Source organism: Dolichospermum sp. UHCC 0259, assembly GCF_009711935.1.
Lineage (GTDB): Bacteria > Cyanobacteriota > Cyanobacteriia > Cyanobacteriales > Nostocaceae > Dolichospermum.
Genome location: NZ_VIKX01000194.1, coordinates 1 through 22,466 on the forward strand (window position 1 = coordinate 1; position 22,466 = coordinate 22,466).

Genomic DNA, 22,466 nt, shown 5'->3' on the forward strand with positions numbered 1-22,466 from the left:
CTCCTATCCCTGTTACTTCCTAATTCCTTTTTAGTGGGGGAGTGTGAACAGTTACATAATTTAATGCTAAGTTAATAGTTATTATCCCTTTGTTCCACACTTACCTAATGTCCAGCGTTTATCCCCGCCGTCAACGGCAGCTTGAAAGTTTAGTCCAAAAGTTTGGTTTGTCAATCAATGCACCAATAAAGTGGCAATTATTGGACTTGGCACTAACTCATCCTACCGTCTCTGATACTGCTAATTATGAGCAGCTAGAATTTGTTGGCGATGCGGTGGTGCGTCTCGTGGCGGCTGTGGTATTGTGGGAACATTACGCTGATTGCTCAGTGGGTGATTTTGCGGCTATTCGTTCGGTGTTGGTGAGCGATCGCATTCTTGCTCAGGTTAGCAAAAAACAGTGAAATACTATCAACAACATCCTAACGCCTTTCCTCTTCAATATCTCCAAGACTTATGGGGAGAAATCCAAGCTTGTCCTTACTTTGCTATTAATAACCTCAACCGGGATTTTATAAATACTAAAGGCTTTTCTGTCGTATTCCAGCGTCAGGGTTTAGCCGAAGTTGTCCAAAAATTCCCCTATTTTAAGCCTTATTTAGATGTGGCACTTTTGCCAAATTGTAATGCTTTTTATCTGAATCCTTTACTCCTCAAAGCAGGTTCTCGCGTTGACCCCCATATTGACAGGTCTTTGCGTTCCTATTGTAAAACTGTTGAACCTCCTGCATTTGTAAGTGTGCTTTATGTGCGTGTCCCGGAGGATATGGAGGGAGGTGAATTGGTGCTAAAATCGCAAAAACGTCAAGTTGGACAAGTTAAACCCCAAACCAATTCTTTAATTTACTTCCAGGGTGATTTGACTCATTCTGTAAATGCAGTAACAACTGTAGGAAATCGTTTAAGTCTTGTGTGTGAACAGTATTGTTTGACTGAAGATGAACTTGAGGAAATACCACAGTTTACATTAGAGTCCAGGGCTAATCAAGGGAATGGGAAAAAACAAAGGAAGTAAACTATAATATTAGCAATTTATATATTTTGTAAATTATGAAAATCATTTCACTGCGACTCAAGAATAATTTTTTAGGTTGGGATTTTGATGAAGTTGACTTTTCATCAAATTTAACTCTTTTGGTGGGTGTTTCTGGTGCAGGTAAAACCCAAATTCTGCGTGCAATTCTGGATTTAAAACGTATTGCTAATGGAAAAGGTATAAATGGTTTAGAATGGAAAATCAAGTTTTCTAGTGTAAATGGTAATGAATTTATTTGGGAAGGTAGTTTTGATAATAGTGAAACAAAAGAATTTATTTTAGATTACCCTGATTATCCAGAGGGAAACAAAAAACAATTATTACTATATGAAAAGTTGACTTCAAAAAATGATGTTTTAGTTGAACGTAATCAAGAAAAAATAAAGTTTAAAACTCAAGAAATGCCTAAACTTTCTTCACATCAATCAATTATATATATATTGAAAGAGGACGGCATTATCAAAGAAGTTTATGATGCTTTAAATAAAATAGAATATCATGATCACACAAGAAATAGTTTAAATAATATTAGATTATTAAATCAACCTTTGCAATCGCTTGTAAGTAAATACACAACATTAGATACAATAGTAAATAGTGCTGAAAATATTAGGACTAAACTATATCTAAGTTATTTTCATAAGTTAGATATTTTCAATAAAATTAAATTAAGATTTATTGATGTTTTTCAAAAAATTGAAGATATCAAACTTGAACCTCTTGGAGCAGATGAATTGCCCACTTTAATTGCTAAAGATTCTCCTGCTTTTGTATTTATAAAAGAAAAATATGTACCAAAATGGATTAGAGAAGATATAATGTCTTCGGGTATGTTGCGAACACTTATTCATATTAGTGAAATTTACCTTTCAAATCCAGGAACTGTAATATTAATTGATGAATTTGAAAATAGTTTAGGAATCAATTGTATTGATATATTGACTGATGATTTAATTCACGAAAATAAGACCTTACAATTTATTGCTACAAGTCATCACCCTTATATTATCAATAATATTCCCTATGAATATTGGAAAATCGTTACTCGCAAAGGCGGACACATTAATATTCGTAATGCGTCAGATTATCATTTAGGTAAATCTAAACAAGAAGCATTTCTTCAATTAACCAAAATTCTCGAAAAACAATCGTAATATGAATTTCTATTTTGTATTTGAGGGGAAAACGGAAGCGATTGTTTATAAAAAGTGGTTATCTGTACTTCTTCCACATTTAACGGAAGTGGATAGTTTTGATGCTGTCAGTCAGAATAACTATTATTATGAAAGTGATATGGGTGTTCCTGATTGTTATCGAGTTGCTGCTAATGCTATCCAAGAAATTAACGAAGTTCCAAAATATGATTACTTGGTGCTATTCACAGACGCAGATAGGTTGACGGTTTTTGAGAAAAAAGCGGAAGCATTCGAGAAAATTAAACTCAATTTACAAAGTAAACCTTTTCAAACTTTACCAAAAAATTGCAAATTAGAGATTATTATCCAAAAAGTTTGTATTGAAACTTGGTTCTTAGGAAACAGAAACTTTTTTGTTAGAAACCCACAAAATAATGAACTCTTAAAGAAATACATTAAATATTTTGATGTCAGTCAAAATAATCCTGAAGACTTAGCTAGTGAGTTTGAACAAGACGAAGAAAACAAACAAGAGATTTTTGGATATAAAACAAAAGCCCTGTTTCATGAAGGTTATTTGAGAGAAATTTTCAAAGAACGTAATTTATCTTATAGTAAATCTAGACCAAAAGAGGTACAAGAAAGATTTTATCTTCAACAATTATTAGCCAGAATTAAAACAAACCCAGATCACTTGCAGAGTTTTCAAGAATTTATAGAATTTTGCTCAAAAATAGATGTCCAAGAAAATATATAAAATATATTCAACAACAAGATACCCGACTTCTTCAAGAAATCGGGTATCTATTTATTCTATTTATTTTTACCCTACAGAAATTATCTGTGGTTGAGTTGCTACCTTTTTCATGGCTGTGAAAACTTCTTGTCTAGCCCATTTATCTGCTGCCAAAATGTCATCTAAAGAGGGATTTTGTGTGTTATCATTTTGATGGCGATCGCACACAAATTCAATACACCGCGCAATATCCAAATAGTGAATTTTCTCATCTAAAAATAACGCCACAGCTTGTTCATTAGCCGCATTCAAAACCGCCGGCATAGAACCACCAGCCCTTCCCGCAGCATAAGCCAAACCCATGCAAGGATATTTTTGATGATCTGGTTCACGGAAAGTTAAATCACCAGATTTCACTAAATTTAATCTTTCCCAATTAGTGTAAACTCGCTCCGGCCAAGATAAAGCATAAAGCAAAGGTAAACGCATATCCGGCCAACCAAGTTGAGCCAAAACAGAAGTATCTTGTAATTCTATTAACGAGTGAATAATACTTTGAGGATGAATGACAATTTCGATGTTATCGTAATCTACACCAAACAAATAATGAGCCTCAATTACTTCCAAACCCTTATTCATCAAAGTTGCCGAATCTACCGTGATTTTTCGCCCCATTGACCAGTTAGGATGTTTAATAGCATCAGCAACCTTTACCTCTGGCAATTTTTCCACAGGCCAATCTCGAAAAGCACCACCAGAAGCAGTCAGTAATATCTTTCTTAAACCATCTTTAGGAACACCTTGCAAACATTGAAAAATAGCCGAATGTTCAGAATCGGCTGGTAATAGTTTCACTCCGTGTTTTTCCACCAAAGGTAGCACCACAGGAGCGCCCGCAATGATAGTTTCCTTGTTCGCTAAAGCAATATCTTTTCCCGCTTCAATCGCTGCAATAGTTGGTAATAAACCTGCACAACCAACAATACCAGTAACAACCGTCTGAGAATCGCCATAACGGGCAACTTCTATCACTCCCGCTTCCCCAGCCAGTAAAATGGGTTGAGGATTCAAGTCTTTGATAGCTTCTTTGAGTTCCGGTAACTTTTCAGCCGCAGAAATAGCCGCAATTTGGGGACGAAACTGGCGAATTTGCGCCGCGAATAGGTCCACATTCCGTCCAGCAGCCAATCCCACAATACGGAATTTATCTGGGTGTTCAGAGACAATATCTAAGGTTTGAGTACCAATCGAACCAGTAGAACCAAGCAGAGTAATAGCTTTCACAATTATTTAATAATTAACGGTAATTTTAAATATAAATTGCTTAGGCTACTAATTTCCCGATTTTTTGAGAACAGAATTGATATCACGATCTATAATCTGGCTACAAGAACCTGGACGCTTATAAACACAAGTTCCTTGCCAACATTCTTGCAAAGTATAATTTTTATATTCAGATGGTATGGACATATCACCAACAACGTAATTAAAACCTGCTTTTAGTGCTGCAAAATCTGCTATCTTCTCCACTGGAAATATAGGAACATTATGATGAAAATATGTATACCCTCCTGATAAAGCCCAATGAACACCCCAAAGACCAAGACCGCAAACAGTATTTTTTTTACTTAAGCTTTGTAAGGCTAGTAAATTATTAGCTGTAGCATATAAATGTGTATTTCTCAAATCAGTACCAAAAGTAGAAAAAGTCAAATCATTATAAATATTAAATCGGCTCATAAGAGCTATAGAAGTGGAAGTCCAAAGAGAAAGACAAATTAATGTTGCTATAACTATTTTTTGATGCGACTTCCACTTGCGCGATAAATTTAAAACTAATTCTGCCGTACCTAATCCTGCTAATATCATCAGCATTGATAATGCTGGATAAATGAACCGATATTCCTTATGAGCCAATAAACTATGAGACAAGATAATAATTAACGCTGACCATGCCAAAATAGGCAGACGACGTGAACCTATCAGAACAAGAATCATAATCGGCACAAATAGCCAAGACCAACTTTTTAACAAGAAAATTAAATATTCATACCAAGGAGAAACTCCATAAAGTTTACTTTTACCTTCTACAAGGTTCACCCAAATATTTAACCAAAAAGATTGAAAAGGATAAGCCCAAGTAAAGGCATCAACCGTTCCAAAGATAAGTACAGGAGCAAAAATTCCTCCTAGCATAGGCAACCACTTTTGCTGCCAATCTTTCCTACAAATGTAAATTAGAATAAAAGCAATGCAAGGTAAGAAATGTATTCGTAATGCCAAAGATATTCCCAGCAAACATCCTGATAAAAATAGCCGATTTCTCTGTGAAAATGAATTTTTATTCAACCCTAAATATATTCCTGGTAACAGAAAATGTGTAGCCACAACTTCAGTAAAAGCTTTAGGAGAAAAGTAAATAAGTTCAAACCAGATAGTAGAAATACCAGCACAAATCAAAGCTGTAATTGTTCCCCCTAATTTTTTTCCCCAGAGATATGCTACTAAAACATTACTCAAAGAAAGTAGAGACAAAAATATATTACTTCCTATTAAGTATCCAGTAGAACCTTCTCCCAGCCATGCTGTTAAACGCATAATACCTGCAAGAATAGCTGGTAATACCCAAGAACGAATCCCATCTCGAAATTCCCAGGTAACAATACCATTACCGAAAGCAAGTCGGTGTGCAGGTTCTAGAGTTTGGAAAATCTCATCTGCCCAAAAGATATTAGGAAATCTTAAAGCAACACAAACCCGCAATATTAATGCTAGAAGAATTAGGAGGCTTAATAATAGATTATTTAAGTTAAATTTGCGATTCATCTGTTATTCTAACTGAAAGAAATCATACTAATTTTATCAGATGTTGCACAGAATCATGAAATCCATAAATTCATCCAAATTTATCTGTGTTCATCTGCGTTTATCTGCGTTCCATAATTATTCAACTCCTATTCCATGCAGCTTCATCTTAATCTGGTAATATCTCCAGAATATTATAAACAGTCAACATTTACCCATTTGTTTCTGGTTGCACAAGTTCAAACTTTACTTTATTGTATAAATCTTGTAAATAAATTTCAAAATGTATGGTTTCCAGAGATATGTTTCCATCTTCTGCATCATACTCACACAAAGTCCATCTTTTTTTCCCAGTTTTGAAAAATTGTTCTACATGAATGCGGTTTTGATCAATTAATAGATATTCTTGAAAAGTGGGAATTGTTCTGTAAGCTGCAAATTTATCTTCTCTATCATAACTTTTAGTAGATTTGGATAAAACTTCAATAATTACCTGGGGATTTGTGATTGTATCTGTCCGATTATTGAAAAATTCCGGCTCATCTGCAATAATGATCACATCTGGATAAGTGTATATTAGTTTTTGAGGTATCCATAGACGCATATCACTGTTAAAAACCTCATATTTGTCTTGTTGTCTAAAGGCAAAATTCAGCGTAGCGCAAAAATTACCTGTAATTCGGTTATGATTTATAGATGCACCAGCTTTATGAATTATTTGTCCGTTAATGTATTCGCTTTTATACTCAGCAGTGGCTTCTAATTCCAGATATTCTTCTGGGGTGTAATATTGCTTTGCAATTAATTGCATATTTTTGATCAGAAAACGATGTTTGTTAGTTTAACATATCAGTAATAATTATTGATTAAGTTTTTGTCTATTAAGTTTCTAATACTTTTCATCTGTTGCATTAGAGATTTAACCAAAGTATGGTAAGTTTTAATACGTTAGTGATAGTAAACTTTTTACTGAAAATATCAATAATAGTACGGTATTTCCTGTTTTTCTTAAAATACAATTTACAAAAATAAAAATATCATAATTAATAATCATGAATAATTCACACGAAACATTATTGAAGTCAATCAAGGATAAGTTTGATTATATATTTAACTCTTGCCAACTACCAATTCCTAGATATTTGGCAATTGGTATTATCTTTGCTATAACAATCAGATTAGTTTGTGTTCCCAATAAATCAGTAGATTATAAATATTTTTTAGATCCTTGGTATGATTTTATCGCCTCTCATGGCGGATTTAGTGCCTTGAAATATGGTTTTGCTGATTATACACCTTCCTATCTTTACTGGCTTTTGATTGCTTCTACCCTGCTTTCTGGATTACCAAAAATTCTGGCAATCAAACTTTTTGCCATGACTGTTGACTTTATTTGTGCATTTTTTACTTATAAAATTGTCAAACTTAAATATCCTGTAGGAAGAATGGCAAATTGGTCTTTTTTAGCTGTCATACTAAGTCCAACAGTAATTTATAATAGTTCCCTTTGGGGACAATGTGATGTAATATATACCACCGGATTAATTGCTTGCGTTTACTTTTTATCTATTCACAAACAAATTCCTGCATTAATCAGTTTTGGTGTAGCCATTTCATTTAAATTACAAGCAATGTTTTTAGCACCTTTATTATTAATCTTGTTAGTTAAAAAAAGAATATCTTGGTTATATTTACCAATAATTCCCCTAGTGTATTTAGTGGCAATGCTGCCAGCTTGGATTGCTGGGAGACCAATTACAGAATTACTATTAGTCTATTTTGAACAATCTAATAAATATAAAGAACTAGCTAAAAATGTCCCTAATTTTTATCAATGGATTCCTAACGATTTTTATAATATTGTTGTGCCTATAGGGTTACTTTTAACTGTAACTGCCATACTTTTATTAGCATATCTTGTTTATAGAAGTAAATTAGAAATTACTCAAGATAGACTGATATACTTAGCGACAATATCAGTATTTTTTATGCCATATTTTTTGCCAAAAATGCACGAAAGATATTTTTACCCTACAGATATTTTGTCTATTATCTTTGCTTTTTACTTTCCTCAATATCGTTGGGTAGCAATATCGGTTCAATTGGCATCATTTGTTAGTTACTTGGGAACTCCTATATATATTCAATTGTTTTCTATTCCTTTAGGTTTTACCCTTTGGTTTATTGTGCAAAATTGTGATATGATTTACCAGAAATCAAAACCTGATTTTTCCTTAAACATCAATAAATAATCAATTTTAGTGTGGAAAAATTAATAACCAAAAATAATATTTCTGTCATTATTGGCATTAGTTCCTTAATTTTATTAGCAGCTAGTATTATTCGGCATGAGTTATTTAATTCATCTGGAGATTTAGCATTTTTCGATCAAACAGTTTACCTAATTAGTCAGGGAAAATTGCCAATTTCTTCTGTACTTGGTTTTCATGTTTTAGCTGATCATGCTGCTTGGATTTTGTATCCTATAGCTTTACTATATAAAATATATCCTAGTGTCTATTGGCTATTTGCGGTTCAATCTGCTGCCTTGTCTTTAGGTGCTTTTTCTACATATTTACTCGCATTACAAGCAGGGTTGAAAGACAATCAAGCAATAGGAATCGTAGCTGTTTACCTACTATATCCAGTCCTATATAACAGCAATTTGTGTGATTTTCATCCAGATACTATTGCTGTTCCTGCACTTTTGACAGCAGTTTTAACTGCAAGAAACAAAAAAGTATTTTGGTTTTGTATAAATGTTTTGATAGTATTGGGATGTAAGGCTGTACTTTCCTTGACAGTAGTAGCTATGGGCGTTTGGTTACTACTATTTGAAAAGCGACGTTTGTACGGTGTCATAGCTATTATTAGTGGTTTAGCATGGTTTATAATTGCTAACAAAATCATTATTCCTTTTTTCGGTAGTGAAGCAGCATTAGTCAGCCGACATTTTTATCGCTATAGCTATTTAGGAAATTCACTTTCGGAAACATTACAAATTATTCTATTTCAACCAAAAATTATTATTAGCAACGTTTTATCAGCTATAAATTTGGAATATTTGTCTTTTTTATTAGTACCTGTAATCTGGGGTTTAATACCCAAATACATGACACCATTAATAGGTGCAATTCCTTGTTTAGCAGTAAATATACTTGCTGATCATCCTTCACAAAAAAATGTTGTTTTACATTATTCTTTGCCAGCAATTCCATTCATAATGTTAGCATTAATTGCTAGTATGGCAGCAGATAAAGCATGGCTAAAACAAAAAAGAGTAATTTTTTTATGGTCTTTAATTTGGTTTTTGATTTTAGGTAAATGGGGTTTCTTTATTTCTAAATATCTTCATTCTGTAGATAATTGGCAAGCTACTAAAGAAGCAATATCTTTAGTAAAAACTCAAGATAGTGTGTTAACTACAGATGTAATTACTCCACATTTAACCCATAGACAACAGATTAGTTTTAAATATAAACTCAATGAGTTAAATAATTTTCATTATATATTACTTAATATCCGCAATCCTGGTTGGGCGGCAACGGCAGAAGATTATGATGATTTGGTTAAGGAATTACAAAAAAATTCTGATTTTAATTTGAAATATCAACGTGATAATGTATACCTCTTTGTAAATAGAAAAATTACTACACCGCTGACGGACTAGGTGATTTTCCAAAGTTAAATTTGGCTTATACTCCAAATGGCTTGATTGTTTGATTCTAAATGTAGGGTTAAAGCAGGAGATAAACATCTACACATCTAGTTTTTTTGTCATTTTGCAAAGGTTTATATCTTACCTGCGTTTAGTACAATAGCGATCGCCGCCACCGCTCTTTAATATTTTAGACTCTCTTGCCACCCATTTCGATAGTACATAAGTTCTATTTTGGCTAATTGACCACCATCTCAAAAATTCATCCCTAAGATTCTTTGATCCCCCTTTATCAGTTGTTACATACAGTCCTAAACTGTAGATGAGAGTGAAAGGCAGTTGGGAGAAATTTTGTGAAAAAAGTTTTAGCAATTATTCTGGGTGGGGGTGCGGGTACTCGGCTTTATCCGTTAACCAAACTCCGCGCCAAACCAGCAGTACCAGTGGCTGGGAAATATCGTCTAATAGACATACCTGTTAGCAACTGCATCAATTCCGAAATATTCAAAATCTACGTCCTGACTCAATTTAACTCAGCCTCTCTGAATCGTCACATCGCCCGTGCTTACAACTTCAGTGGGTTTAGCGATGGGTTTGTGGAAGTGTTAGCAGCACAACAAACCCCAGAAAACCCCAACTGGTTCCAAGGTACGGCTGATGCTGTGCGTCAGTACATCTGGATGTTACAAGATTGGGATGTAGAAGAATTTCTGATTCTTTCCGGTGATCACCTCTACCGGATGGATTACCGTCAGTTTGTCCAGCGTCACAGAGATACCAATGCTGATATTACACTTTCTGTAATTCCTATGGATGATCGTCGCGCCTCAGACTTTGGCTTGATGAAAATTAATGATTCAGGTAGGGTAATTGACTTTAGCGAAAAACCCAAAGGTGAAGCTTTAGCGCAAATGCGTGTTGATACCACTGTATTAGGATTGACAAAAGAACAAGCTGCATTACAGCCATATATTGCCTCGATGGGCATTTATGTCTTTAAAAAAGATGTTTTGATTAAGTTGTTGAAACAATCTTTAGAACAAACCGATTTTGGTAAAGAGATTATTCCCGAAGCTGCTAAAGATCACAACGTTCAAGCCTTCTTATTTGATGACTACTGGGAAGATATTGGGACAATTGAATCTTTTTATGAGGCTAATTTAGCCCTGACTAAGCAACCCCTACCTCCCTTTAGTTTCTATGATGAAGCAGCGCCAATTTATACTCGCGCTCGGTACTTACCTCCCTCTAAACTGTTGAATTGCCAAATCACAGAATCTATGATTGGTGAAGGTTGTATTTTGAAAGATTGTCGGATTCAACATTCAGTTTTGGGAGTGCGATCGCGCATAGAATCAGGATCTATAATTGAAGAAACCCTGATCATGGGTGCTGACTATTACCAACCATCTGTAGAAAGACAATGCAGTTTAGAACAAGATGATGTTCCTGTCGGTATTGGTACAGACACCATTATTCGCCGTGCCATTATTGATAAAAATGCCCGCATCGGTAACAATGTGAAAATTATCAACAAAGACAACATCCAAGAAGCAGAAAGAGAAAAGCAAGGCTTTTACATCCGTAGTGGTATTGTTGTTGTTCTCAAAAATGCGGTGATTCCTGATGGTACAATCATTTAGTTAGTCAGTTGTTCGTTGTCAGTTGTTCGTTGTTTTGCCACTGACCACTGACCACTGACCACTGACCACTGACTACTGACCACTGACCACTGACCACTGACTAATGACTAATGACTAAATTAATTTTGCTAATTGGTCTGCCTGGTAGCGGTAAATCAACCTTAGCAAAACAATTATTGACAGAATGCCCTCAGATGCAGCTAATTTCCACAGATGCTATCCGGGGGCAGCTTTTTGGCTCAGAAGCAATTCAAGGACCCTGTCCGCTAATTTGGCGGGAACTGGAACGACAATTACAACAAGCCATAACCGCAAATCAAGAAGTGATTTTTGATGCTACCAACGCCCAAAGGAAAAATCGTCGGGAAGTAATTACTCTCGCCCGTGATTGTGGCTTTAGTTATATTATGGGGGTTTGGGTAAAAACTCCCGTTTGGCTATGTTTGTCCCGAAATCAAAAACGGATTCGCCAAGTTCCCCAAGATATAATTCTCCGAATGCACCGTCAACTTCAAGATGCTCCCCCTAGCATAGAAGAAGGAATAGATGAGCTTATGTTTTTTTAATCATGGCAGGAGTACGGGAATTGCGATCGCCCATTCAGCAAGAACCACACTTGATCATGGCAATGGTTTGTTAGTTTAATATCAGAATCTTTTTGCCTATAAATCTCATATCTTAGATATCTTAGAAAAACATAATGTAAATTTCTACAGGAGGCTAGTAGATGGCTGCGACCGACTTTAAAGACTATTATGCAATGTTAGGAATTAGTAAAACCGCCACTTCAGAAGAAATTAAACAAGCTTTTCGCAAATTAGCCCGTAAATTTCATCCTGATGTTAACCCCAATAACAAACAGGCTGAAGCCAAATTTAAAGAAGTTAATGAAGCCTACGAAGTATTATCTGACCCAGATAAACGCAAAAAATACGATCAATTTGGTCAATATTGGAAACAAGCCGGTCAAGGTTTTCCCGGTGGTAGTCCTGGTGCGGATATGGGAGGAGTTGATTTTGGTCAATACGGCAGTTTTAATGACTTCTTAAACGAATTATTTGGTGGTGCAGGTCCCCGCAGCGGGCGACAAAGTTACTCCTACCGAAATTCTACAGGTAAACCAGGTGGCGGTTTTAACGATTTTGGTTTTCCAGATAGCGGTACAGGCGGCACACAAGATACAGAAGCAGTAATTATTTTAACTTTTGCCGAAGCATTTTCCGGTGTTCAAAAACGGTTCAGTTTAGGCAACGAAACCATTGATGTGCGTATTCCTGGTGGTGCTAAAACTGGGACTCGTTTACGGGTGAAAGGAAAAGGCCAAATTAACCCCATGAGTCAACAACGGGGAGATTTATACTTAAAGGTAGAATTACAACCCCATACTTTTTTCCAAATAGAAGGGGACAATCTAGTTTGTGAAGTCTTAATTACCCCTGATGAAGCCACATTAGGTGCAGCGATAGATGTACCCACACCCGATGGCAATGTCAGTGTTAAGCTACCAGCGGGAGTTCGTTCAGGTCAATCTCTGCGGTTACGAGGTAAAGGTTGGCCTATAGCTAAAGGTGGACGTGGTGATCAATTTGTTAAAGTAGCGATCGCTCCTCCCAAAGACCTCACCCCCCAAGAACGAGAATATTATGAAAAAATTCGGGCTATCCGCACCTACAACCCCCGCAGTCATTTGGCACAAGTTAAATTGTAAGAACTATTGAGAGTATTTCCCTAAAAAACGATCCAGAACTGTTATTTTGCAACCCTTACGAAAAACTCTCCCCAATGTTTCACATCCCACGCTGTAGTATTTTGCTACAGCCTAACATTAAATTATATATATTGAAACACTCGTAATTAAAAAAAATATTTACTTATCTAAAGCTTGCCTTTAAAGTTACATTTCCTATACAATAAAAAGTGTGGGGTCAAGTTCTTGTAGATATATATACAAAATAGTTAGTATTTTGCCTGAATATTACAGCGATTTCCAATCATATAAGGTACATCCTAGCCCCCTCATCGCTTGCGGGGAGGGGGTTGGGGGTGGGGTTCTTGTTCCAGGTTTGATGACAATTCGCTGTAATTCAGTCAAAATCTAAGAACATATTGTACATCCATATACATTGGGCATAGACTTTGCCACTGCATAACATCTTGTGAGGAGTGATATTTTGAAGATGAAAAAGCATTCTCTTGGACTAATTAATCATTACAAACGCCTTTGCTATTTGGGTTTACTGCTAACCTTGCCAAGTTTACTGATTACTACTACCGTATCAGTAAATTCCGCAAATGCAGCAGATGACATAATCAAAGAAAATCAGCCCAGTGAATTAATCACAGATAAAGTAGTCACAGCCGCACAATTAGAACCAAAGGTTGAATCTATTTCTGAGCAACAACAACCACAACTAATTGCACAAACAGCGGACAGCAATCCGGATGATATTAATAAAATCCGCCAAGAGCTACTAGTTGAACCCCTCATCAAAGTCAAAATAGCACAACCTAAGCCAACCTACCCACCTGGACTCAGTTTTGCTGCTCCCAGTGCCTTCGGCGCTAACATGGGTGACGTGTTTGTGGGAGCATCAGCAGCAACCGCTGGTAATAGAGGTAACTCTATAAATGACATAGACGCGAGTACCAGCATTGGTTTTGGTTTAGGTAATTCCCAAAAACTAGTTGGTCTAGAATTATCCTTCAACAACGGTAGTGTCAAAAACTTTGGTGCTAGTGGCACCTTTGACTTAAAAGCTCACCGCATTGTCTACGCTAAAGGAACCAATCAAGTTGGTGTAGCTGCTGGCTGGAAAGCCTTTGCCCAGTATCAGACTGAAGCCAGTAGTGAAGAAATCAGGCCTTCCAGCGTCTATGGTGTGGTGACAACTTACTCTCTTTTAAGGCCTAATGATGCTGTGAATAAAATGCCCGTCTCATTCTCTCTGGGGGTTGGAGGTGGTGACTTTAGGCAAGGTAACGCCAGTACTGGTGTATTTGCTGGAGCAGGTGTGCAAGTTCATCCCCAAATCGGTGTGGGCTTTGGCTGGAGTGGGGTTGGCTTAAACCTTGGTGCTTCCTTCGTGCCTATGCCTACGTTACCCTTAACAATTACAGTCCAAGGTGCGGATCTCACAGATAACAGTGTAGGCGGCACAACATTTGCGCTAAGTATAGGTTATGGTTTCAATTTCTTGCCTAAATAGGGCTTGCTGATAGAGTAGCGTGGCGATAAACCTGAAACCCTTGTATATAAAAATTTCAAGGGATATTAGAGCCAAAAAATATCCAGGTAATCAGTGACTATAGCATCAATTGTCAAACAGTTCCATATTTTAGATAATCATCATGTTGAAAACCAGAAATCTCATTTTTGCCCTCAGCTTGAGTCCTCTGCTGTTATTTGCTTGGCAGTTACCAAACAAAGCCCAGAGTTTCAGTCCCAGTAAAGGTACAGCCGGTGTTGATGCTGGCGCTGCTACTAGTGCTTCACAAACTAGTGGTTTTTCCGTGCCAACCACAACGACAACAACACCGACAACAACAACGATAGGAGGAACTTCTATCACCATTCCCATCATACCTGGTGTTTCAACCGCCATTACAACTGGTGTTTCCACAGAAGGTACTCTGTGGGCGGTTAGTACCACTGGTGGCACAACTACAGGAGGAGGTGACACAACTACGGCATCATCTACAGTTACCGTTTCAGCAGCAACCGTAGAACCAACTTCACCTGGTATAACTGTAACAACCGGTGCAACAGCAAACACTATTGTGATCTCTCTTTCTCCACAAGCTCAGGTTACCGTGAATCAGTTGGCTGCTGCTATTGTTCAGGCTCTTAGTCCAACAGGCGGTACAACAGGTGGTACAACAGGTGGTACAACAGGCGGTACAACAGGTGGTACAACAGGCGGGGATGGTACAACAGGTGGTACAACAGGTGGTACAACAGGTGGGGATGGTACAACAGGCGGTACAACAGGTGGTACAACAGGTGGTACAACAGGCGGGGATGGTACAACAGGTGGTACAACAGGCGGGGATGGTACAACAGGTGGTACAACAGGCGGGGATGGTACAACAGGTGGTACAACAGGCGGGGATGGTACAACAGGTGGTACAACAGGCGGGGATGGTGGTACAGAATCCGTTGCTTCACTAGTCACAGGCGGGGCTGGGTCACAACAGGCTGCGGTAGCTCTGACAACTAGTCTCACTGCTGCGGGTATTTCCCTACAATTAGCAACAGCACTAGTCACAGCCATGACTGGTTTGTTTGGTTCTACTGGTGGTGCTTCCTTACCAAATCAGCCCCTAGCCCAAGCAACATCAGGACAGCTAATAGCAGGAACTAAAGCTCTCAAACCCGTTTATGTCATTGCTCAAAGCGGTGCTGGGCTAAGTGTAAATATCAATCAGCTGAACGATGCTATTGTTGCCTACAACGGAATTATTCTCTCAAGCGATGCAGAAACTCTCAAGAAACTTTATAAGGATACCGACTTCGTTGGTATTGGTAAAATACTCAGAGAATTAAAAGCTGCGATCAACTAGCAACTTTTGAAGAAGGAGTCAGGAGTCAGTAGCCAGGAGTCAGAATCAATCAGTCGAGGATTCAAACCTGCGACTGATTAAAGACCACCAAATCTACGATTTGGTGGGGTCTTAAACCCGGTTATTTATCCGCCTATTTGCCAGCCTAATGATATTTTTCTAGAAGTGTCTCTACGCTGGCATTATGATCTAAAAAGGAAAATAAATGTCTGTAGAGCAGTTTGCCATCTTTATCTAATACAAACTGTGCTGGTAAAGGCGCTCCCAATGCTTGTCCAGTTTTATAAATACGAAATGTATGGCAACTGGAATCACTTAATAATGGCATTTTTAAGCCCAAGTCTTGAACTATTATTTGACTTTGCTTTTTGTCGGTGCTGGTAATTAATAAAATTTCAATTCCTTGGGTTTTAAACTGTTCATAGTTATCATTTAAAGCTTGAATATGGGGATAACAAAATGGACAATATTGCTTTTCAGTAAATATTCTGGTAAAGGCAATTATTACAGGTTGTTTACCGCGAAAATCAGATAGTTTAACTACAGCATTATTAGTAATATCTGATAGTTTAAAATCTGGTGTGCCTACACCCAATCTAAAATTATCTAACGCCGGTATAGGTAGAAAATTATGGAAAAATCTCTCATTAAATAAGCCAGTAAAATCAGTTGAAGTCAGCATAAAAAATTCAAATTTAAGAGTTTAATTACCACATTCTCTAAATATCAGCAAAGTAAATTTTAGACTTGATGGGATCAGGATTCATGGTTTTGTCCCCAGGTTGCCAATTAACAGGACAAACTTCATCAATGTGGGACTGAACGTGCTGAATTGCTTGTAATGTTCGCAGGGTTTCATCCACATTCCGACCAAAGGCTAGATTATTAATAGTGGAGTGTTGGAGGATGCCATCTTTATCTACGATAAATAACCCGCGTAAAGCAATACCAGCATTTGGGTCAAGAACGTTGTAAGCGGCACTAATTTCTTTTCTGATGTCGGAAACTAGGGGATAATTTATATCACCGACTCCACCCGATTTACGATCTGTTTGAATCCAAGCGAGGTGGGAAAATTCACTATCAACGGAAATACCCAAGATTTCTGTATTTAGTTGGCTAAATTCTGGGTAGCGATCGCTGTATGCTGTCACTTCAGTTGGACAAACAAAGGTAAAATCTAAGGGATAGAACAACAGCACAACATATCTACCACGATAATCGGACAATTTAATTGACTTAAACTCCTGATCTACTACACTTGTTGCTGTAAAATCGGGAGCTTGTTGACCAATACGGAGACATCCCTCTGTTCCATAGGTAAGTGTCATTAATGTAATTCTCCTTTAATTAATTTAAATTAATATCATAAGAATACCCGGTAAGTGGGAAACGAGCGTGGCTTTAGCCCTGAGAGGGAAACGACACGGGCGGTTTTAACCGCTTTGAATCTTTTTTCATTACCGCCTTGGAGTTAGCAAATTCGAGGTACTTTTGTGATGTACTTTCAACGGGACAATTACCGATTCAAATTCTCTAACTCTGTACGCATAATGTTTTGCTCACTCAGAGCCTCCCATTTCTGGGGTAATGTTAGCTTCGACCAGTTATAAAAGCTTTTTAGACTTGCAACACTGTTTCAGTGACCTTAAAACTGTTTAATTGCAAGTGACAGAGCAGGGAACTAGCTACGCATTCCGGGGTGTCGTGACTTAAATAACGGCTACCATGAGACTAAGCTCAAGGTGGTCTGGTCAGCACAGCTTGCCTGATTACTCTTGCAAGCTCAGTCCCTTTAGGGCTGGGTTACTGACATCCGTTAGATTCAACTCACACCCTGAGAGTCTTTCAAAACCCATGTTTTCGGACTATTAGGGACTTTTTAACTCAATATCATCAACAACAAATTATATCACGAATCAGGGATATGCGCTCCCCTATCTACATGGAAGCGCATCTAAAGACTGACTTCTATTTTCAGCTAGTTATTAGCATACTTACCAATCACTTGAGCTAAATCTGGTACTGCTTCTTGTACGTGTTTTTCAGCGGAATTACGGAGTTTTTCGTAAGTTCCTCGCACAATTTGGCGTTTTGTATTTTTAACCCTCTCATCAGTTACACCTAAGAGCGCATTAGCTGTTCGCTTACTATTGGCTGTGAGGTATTTCACTGGTTCACCCTGTTCCACTCCTTCACTCCAGATGGGGTCAATTGCAGTTAAGCAAACTGGTAGCAGAGACTCAATGACATTGGGAATATAACCCGGTTGAATTCCCTTCAGTGCAGCAAAGGCGGCTTTTAGTGTCATACCACTTATGCCTGACTTAGATGCTAGTTGCGCGTCTATCATAGTGCAGCAGTCTTGAACAATTAAGTCTTTCTGACCAGAATTTATGATTTTTTCACTTAGTCCCATTTTCATACTCCTACGTATCAAATTGCTTGATTTATTATCTTATAAGTAGTTGGATAAAATTAAATTCATTCATGGAGTCCAGAAACAGGGAAGAGTATAGGATTCGGAGATTTTTGACGGTGATGCACTCCATCGTTTCCAGGATGCGTCAACGGAGATTGTTATGGTTATAGACATCGCTGAATCTTAGTCTGTTGCTAGAATTATGCTCCCTATTGAGATCACGTGAACATAAAAACTGAAGATATCATTAATTCCCCTGTTGAACTTATCCCCTGGGGAAGTTATTATGTATGGGAATAAGATGCGTCTTGGCAAGGGCAAAATAGTCTAAAAAATAAAAAATAATTCAGAAGACACAAATTTCAGGAGTTAATCAATTTTACCTTGAGTATCGTTATTCCCCTTCCCTAAGTAGATGATCCTGTGGGATATTAACTTCACGATTGGGATAACCCCTGAATTCTTTGTTGATAAAATTTCTATTCAACTTTCACCGATCAGAATCAACCATAACAGTATGTCTTACGTATCTCTCTTAAAAAACATACCAGAAATATTCAGCCAACCAACGGGAATAGCTGCCATAGCCTCCCTGGGTATACATGGTGCTATTGCCTTGATTGTACCATTAATGCCAGTTAACTCTAATCAATCTTCTCAAACTGACTCACCCAAAGCAGTGGGATTGATGGAATTGAGCGCTGCTGATCAAAGCCGATTACCACAACCCCCAGTTACATCCCAGGTAGCTTTACAGCAACCCCAATTACCTCTACAGCAACAACTACCAGGTGTTAATTCGAGCAGTCCATTAACTAGCTATCCTGGTTTACAACCGGAATTATCTAGTCAGTCGGTGTTACCAGTTATTCCGAGTTCGTCAACCAACTTGAACCTTTCTTATCTACCCAGTAAGCAATCTATTGAAAGATTGACTCGCAATGACTTACAAATGGCAATGTCTAGATTGCCAGCCAGAAGTACATATAATCCCCCAACTTCTTCCATCTCTCCTTTTGTCAATAATTTAGATCAGCAAATACGAGAAACTGCACCTCTAGATATTAATAAGTTGCCAGAACTGCGACAAAGTAATGAAATACCAGGAGAACCACTAAATAATCCATCTGCTGAAGCTATTGATATTGGCAGTACAACAACAGCGGGTATTTTAACGCCACAAACAGTGGAATCAGGAAATAATGCTATTAAAGTCCCTGAAAATGGAGAAAAATTAGCTTTAACAGATAATGCTCAGGGAAAATCACCAGAAATCATCACTAATGAGTCTGAATCAAAAGGCAAAAGAACGGAGCAATTACTGGCTAAACTGAATTCTTACAATACTCTTAGACAAAATATTCGCCAAGAATACCCCAATATAAAAGAGAAAGGGGTAATTCGGGAAACCATCTCTACAGATACACCTGAGATGGAAGGAACAGTTGTGGGTAGATTAGTTGTAGATTCAGATGGCAAGGTCTTAGATATTAAGTTCCAAGCAGGAACAGAATCGCCAAAGCTACAATCTAAGGTTAGAGAATTTTTCAGCGCCAATCCACCTCAAGCTGATAAGCAGTTAATTAGTTCTTATCCTTTCCAACTGAAGTTCCAAAATAATCCCACTGCTACAGGTGTGAGTTCTAAGATTCAACCTTCCCCTACTTCAAATACAGAAAAGGTATTTGAACCTCAAACAAAACCTTCAGTAACTCCAAATTCTCAAAAATTACCTGAACCTCAAATAACACCTTCAGTAACTCCAAATTCTCAAAAATTACCTGAACCTCAAGTACAACCTTCAGTAACTCCCAACTCTAAAAAATCACCGGAAATTGAGAATACTAAAAGTCGTCCTGAAACTCCATCAGTAAATACTCTTAGTCCTATCACTTCAGCAACACCCAGTAGTGATGCTGCCGCTGTATCTACCGAATCTAGTAAAAAACTGATCCAAACCTTACGCCAAATCAAGGAAGAAAGAAAAAATCCTTAGCACCATGATTAAAGATTTGGTGCGTTGTGTCTCTGCTTTAAGCTTTAGACACCCTACGTACTTTTTTTGAACTGGATTCCTATAGATTTGTAAGGGTTTGCCATAGTTAAACCTAGTTAAACCCTTACATAAAAAGACCGCAGAAATATTATACATGGATTGGATTACTCTCCTGCGATCGCTACAATCTGACTTTCTGAACAGGTTAACATCTGGTTGTCTACTTCATTGTCAAATCGAAGGTCAACATAGTGAATTAACCATTATTTCTGGTGAGAGATTAAAAGCATTACGGGAATTTTGCTGGTTAATGGCGGAAAAATATAAACGCACTTCTCCAGTCCGTGACGTTTTTATTAATAATCTTAAAGGTAAATTAGGCGAAGAAGTTGTTAAGGAAAGATTAGCTAATTTTATTACGGAAGTAGATTATGAAAAACGCTTTGGTGGTGACGGTAAAAGTGATTTTACACTCACTGCTAATTCTGCCATTGGCGTTGAAGTCAAATCTCGTCACGGTAGTATTGATAGAGTCAGATGGTCAGTTAGTGCTGAAGAAGTGGAAAAAAATGCAGTCATTGTCTGTATTTTGATTCAAGAAGAAGTCAATGAAGCACAATCTGCATATCATCTTTTTTTAGCTGGATTTCTACCCACGCAAATGATTAAATTGAAAACTGGGAAAATTTCCTTTGGGATTAATCAATTATTGTATGGTGGGGGTTTATTTTCCTATTTAGAACAATTTTCCACTTCAGCAAATTCTTATCCATCTAATTTATCTCAAAATCAAATAATTAAACCCCAATCTCCACCTGTGGATTTAACTATTTTTTATTTAAATCTTGGTGATGAATATTTCCAAAAAGGGGAGTATGCAGCAGCAATTAATAGTTACAATCAAGCCTTACAGTTTAATAATAATGATGCTGATATTTATTATCAACTAGGTTTAGTTAATTATCAATTAGGCGATTATCACACAGCAATTACTAATTATAGTCAGGCAATCAATATTAATATTAATCATCCTCAAGCTTATTATCAAATAGGTTTGACACATTATCAAATAGGGAATTATCAAATAGCTATAGAGGCTTATACCCAAGCGATTAGAATTAATCCCCATATTGCAATTAATTATAAAAATCGTGGTGATGTTCGCTCTCATATTGGTGATACTCAAGGAGCAATTGAAGATTATAATCAAGCAATTAAGCTAAATCCTGATTATTTTACCACACAAAAAGATAGACAAATATCTCGTTACCTATTAGATGATCAACAGAAATCACAGCAAGTAATTAATATTGATTTTGATGATGCTATTGGCTACAAAAATCGTGGATATGATAGGGTTGAATTAGGAGATTATGAAGGAGCAATTGCTGACTATACCCAAGCCATTCAAATTAATCCTGATGATATTGATGCTTACTATTGTCGGGGTAATGCTAATTTTGATTTCGGAAAATATGCAGCAGCAATCACCGATTATACCCAAGTAGTGAAAATGAATTCTCACTATATTAATGCTTATTATAACCGAGGAAACGCCCTATTAGAAATTGCCGACAAACAAGGAGCGGTGGCAGATTTCCATAAAGCCGCAGATTTATATTGGCAAGAGGGAAAATTAGCAGAATATCAAGATATAAAAGCGAGAATAATAGAATTAGAAATAGAAGCATCTTTAGATATTTTAAATTTCTAATAAATAAGATTAGTAGATGCGGCAAAACAGTTAGGTTCACAAATATTGATACTTGTAGTTGCAGCACAAAACGAATTTGCTAAAAAGCTATTTGAAGATCATGGATTTAATGTGGCAACTTACGAGACGATGATGGATTTAAATGCAGGATGAAAAAGGTTAGAGATTTTATGAATAAAACTAGACATGATCCGAAAAGCCGCTTATTATGAATAATACTCACTTAAAATAATGTAGCTCAGTTTTTACATGGTTGCCTCCAGCGAGTTCCAGTCCTATCTGCAAGAAATATGTCACCGCTATGAACAGTGGTGGACTAAAGATGCGTTGACTGAAACAATCGCCGCTCAACAAGCAACTTTCTCATTTGAGCAAATTGTGCAAACTAAAGAGCCAACAGACGCACCGGAGAAAAAGGCGCAAATAATCTCACTGCCGATATTCAAAGGAATTGAGGACTACATCGAATCCGAGCATATTTTATTAGTCGGTTCGCCGGGTGTAGGCAAATCAACCGCACTTTTACGCTGTTTGGTTAGTTTTGCAAAAGCCGAGCTTGAGAAACCAGAGCCTCGAATTCCTGTACTGATTCCATTGAAAAGGTACAAAGTCCCTGTTTCTGGATCTGAAGATTCTTCAGGGATGTTGACTCTGATTAGAGATGCCCTAGAGCCAGAACTAATACTGGAAATTACAGAAATAAAAGTAGTTTTTCACTCTCCCCCCACTTTCGAGAGTTTATAGGGTAGGTAGAAGTAGG

Annotated in this window: 19 protein-coding genes and 1 pseudogene; 14 read left to right on the plus strand and 6 right to left on the minus strand. The window is 37.2% G+C overall.

Going from position 1 to position 22,466, the window contains the following annotated elements; translation table 11 throughout:
* Nucleotides 1–107: 107 nt before the first annotated feature.
* The 4 genes and pseudogenes from FJR05_RS15635 to FJR05_RS15650 all read left to right on the plus strand — a co-directional run.
* Nucleotides 108–398 (plus strand): annotated as a pseudogene (locus FJR05_RS15635) (ribonuclease III domain-containing protein); the annotation flags it as partial.
* Between the two features lie 2 nt (nt 399–400).
* Nucleotides 401–1,015 carry a 2OG-Fe(II) oxygenase gene (locus FJR05_RS15640; RefSeq protein WP_168644949.1) on the plus strand — a complete coding sequence of 205 codons (615 nt, stop codon included), beginning with the start codon at nt 401–403 and terminating at the stop codon, nt 1,013–1,015.
* Between the two features lie 35 nt (nt 1,016–1,050).
* The gene (locus tag FJR05_RS15645) at nt 1,051–2,190 is read left to right on the plus strand and encodes an AAA family ATPase (RefSeq protein ID WP_168644950.1); all 1,140 of its coding nucleotides are present in this window, start codon (nt 1,051–1,053) and stop codon (nt 2,188–2,190) included.
* Between the two features lies 1 nt (nt 2,191).
* A complete protein-coding gene (locus FJR05_RS15650; RefSeq protein ID WP_168644951.1) occupies nt 2,192–2,929 on the plus strand; it encodes a hypothetical protein in 738 nt (245 codons plus the stop codon).
* 66 nt (nt 2,930–2,995) lie between these two features.
* On the opposite strand, the gene FJR05_RS15655 is transcribed toward FJR05_RS15650, so the two are convergent.
* From FJR05_RS15655 to FJR05_RS15665, 3 genes are all read right to left on the minus strand, one after another.
* On the minus strand, nt 2,996–4,192 hold the full coding sequence (locus FJR05_RS15655) for a 1-deoxy-D-xylulose-5-phosphate reductoisomerase (RefSeq protein WP_168644952.1): 1,197 nt from the start codon (nt 4,190–4,192) through the stop codon (nt 2,996–2,998).
* 48 nt (nt 4,193–4,240) lie between these two features.
* Nucleotides 4,241–5,734 (minus strand): mannosyltransferase, encoded by a 1,494-nt coding sequence (locus tag FJR05_RS15660; protein ID WP_168644953.1) that lies wholly within the window; start codon nt 5,732–5,734, stop codon nt 4,241–4,243.
* A 190-nt stretch (nt 5,735–5,924) separates the two neighbouring features.
* A complete protein-coding gene (locus tag FJR05_RS15665; RefSeq protein ID WP_168644954.1) occupies nt 5,925–6,524 on the minus strand; it encodes a Uma2 family endonuclease in 600 nt (199 codons plus the stop codon).
* A 241-nt stretch (nt 6,525–6,765) separates the two neighbouring features.
* On the opposite strand from FJR05_RS15665, the gene FJR05_RS15670 reads away from it, so the two are divergent.
* From FJR05_RS15670 to FJR05_RS26990, 7 genes are all read left to right on the plus strand, one after another.
* Nucleotides 6,766–7,965, plus strand: a complete 1,200-nt coding sequence (locus FJR05_RS15670) for a hypothetical protein (RefSeq protein WP_168644955.1) — start codon at nt 6,766–6,768, stop codon at nt 7,963–7,965.
* A gap of 11 nt (nt 7,966–7,976) precedes the next feature.
* Nucleotides 7,977–9,383, plus strand: coding sequence for a DUF2079 domain-containing protein (locus tag FJR05_RS15675; RefSeq protein WP_168644956.1), 1,407 nt, complete (start codon nt 7,977–7,979; stop codon nt 9,381–9,383).
* Between the two features lie 341 nt (nt 9,384–9,724).
* Entirely contained in the window at nt 9,725–11,014 is a 1,290-nt protein-coding gene (locus FJR05_RS15680; protein WP_168644957.1) for a glucose-1-phosphate adenylyltransferase, read from the plus strand.
* A gap of 110 nt (nt 11,015–11,124) precedes the next feature.
* Entirely contained in the window at nt 11,125–11,580 is a 456-nt protein-coding gene (locus FJR05_RS15685; protein WP_168644958.1) for an AAA family ATPase, read from the plus strand.
* Nucleotides 11,581–11,741: 161 nt separating this feature from the next.
* On the plus strand, nt 11,742–12,722 hold the full coding sequence (locus FJR05_RS15690) for a DnaJ C-terminal domain-containing protein (RefSeq protein ID WP_168644959.1): 981 nt from the start codon (nt 11,742–11,744) through the stop codon (nt 12,720–12,722).
* A 469-nt stretch (nt 12,723–13,191) separates the two neighbouring features.
* A complete protein-coding gene (locus FJR05_RS15695; protein WP_371416900.1) occupies nt 13,192–14,220 on the plus strand; it encodes a hypothetical protein in 1,029 nt (342 codons plus the stop codon).
* A 142-nt stretch (nt 14,221–14,362) separates the two neighbouring features.
* The gene (locus tag FJR05_RS26990; protein WP_217385603.1) at nt 14,363–15,574 is read left to right on the plus strand and encodes a hypothetical protein; all 1,212 of its coding nucleotides are present in this window, start codon (nt 14,363–14,365) and stop codon (nt 15,572–15,574) included.
* Nucleotides 15,575–15,719: 145 nt separating this feature from the next.
* Here the strand turns inward: FJR05_RS26990 and FJR05_RS15705 are convergent, their stop codons facing one another.
* The 3 genes from FJR05_RS15705 to FJR05_RS15715 all read right to left on the minus strand — a co-directional run bounded on the left by FJR05_RS15705 (nt 15,720) and on the right by FJR05_RS15715 (nt 17,993).
* Nucleotides 15,720–16,256 carry a peroxiredoxin gene (locus FJR05_RS15705; RefSeq protein ID WP_168644961.1) on the minus strand — a complete coding sequence of 179 codons (537 nt, stop codon included), beginning with the start codon at nt 16,254–16,256 and terminating at the stop codon, nt 15,720–15,722.
* Nucleotides 16,257–16,293: 37 nt separating this feature from the next.
* Nucleotides 16,294–16,905 carry a peroxiredoxin gene (locus FJR05_RS15710; protein WP_168644962.1) on the minus strand — a complete coding sequence of 204 codons (612 nt, stop codon included), beginning with the start codon at nt 16,903–16,905 and terminating at the stop codon, nt 16,294–16,296.
* Between the two features lie 650 nt (nt 16,906–17,555).
* A complete protein-coding gene (locus FJR05_RS15715; RefSeq protein WP_168644963.1) occupies nt 17,556–17,993 on the minus strand; it encodes a hypothetical protein in 438 nt (145 codons plus the stop codon).
* Nucleotides 17,994–18,513: 520 nt separating this feature from the next.
* Between FJR05_RS15715 and FJR05_RS15720 the strand changes: the two genes are divergently transcribed.
* From FJR05_RS15720 to FJR05_RS15735, 3 genes are all read left to right on the plus strand, one after another.
* Nucleotides 18,514–19,992, plus strand: coding sequence for a hypothetical protein (locus tag FJR05_RS15720; protein ID WP_168644964.1), 1,479 nt, complete (start codon nt 18,514–18,516; stop codon nt 19,990–19,992).
* 154 nt (nt 19,993–20,146) lie between these two features.
* Nucleotides 20,147–21,706, plus strand: coding sequence for a tetratricopeptide repeat protein (locus FJR05_RS15725; protein WP_168644965.1), 1,560 nt, complete (start codon nt 20,147–20,149; stop codon nt 21,704–21,706).
* Nucleotides 21,707–21,955: 249 nt separating this feature from the next.
* Complete coding sequence (locus tag FJR05_RS15735; RefSeq protein ID WP_217385604.1) at nt 21,956–22,450, plus strand: hypothetical protein; 495 nt, start codon at nt 21,956–21,958, stop codon at nt 22,448–22,450.
* Nucleotides 22,451–22,466 lie beyond the last annotated feature (16 nt).